The sequence below is a fragment of the Burkholderia sp. JPY481 genome, from assembly GCF_038900515.1.
GTDB lineage: Bacteria > Pseudomonadota > Gammaproteobacteria > Burkholderiales > Burkholderiaceae > Paraburkholderia > Paraburkholderia youngii.
Genome location: NZ_JAYMRT010000174.1, coordinates 1 through 297 on the forward strand (window position 1 = coordinate 1; position 297 = coordinate 297).

Genomic DNA, 297 nt, shown 5'->3' on the forward strand with positions numbered 1-297 from the left:
CGGCGGACGCAGCGCAGCTCGACTTCGGAGCCGGTCCGGTGCTCATGCATGAGTCCGGGCTTGTGCTCAAGACATGGTTCTTCGTGATGACGCTGTGCTGGTCGCGGCACCAGTATGCAGAGATCGTGCTGGATCAAACGGTCGAGACGTGGCTGGCCTGCCACCGGCGTGCCTTCGAATGGTTCGGCGGCCGCGTGGAGCGCGTGATCATCGACAACGCCAAATGCGCGATTACAAAGGCGTGTATGTACGATCCCGAGGTACAGCGCTCGTACGCCGCGCTGGCCGAGGGGTACG

General features: G+C 63.3%; 1 pseudogene. It reads left to right on the forward strand.

Annotation, left to right across the window (positions count from 1 at the left end):
* Positions 1-297 (forward strand): annotated as a pseudogene (locus tag VSR82_RS40205) (IS21 family transposase); the annotation flags it as partial.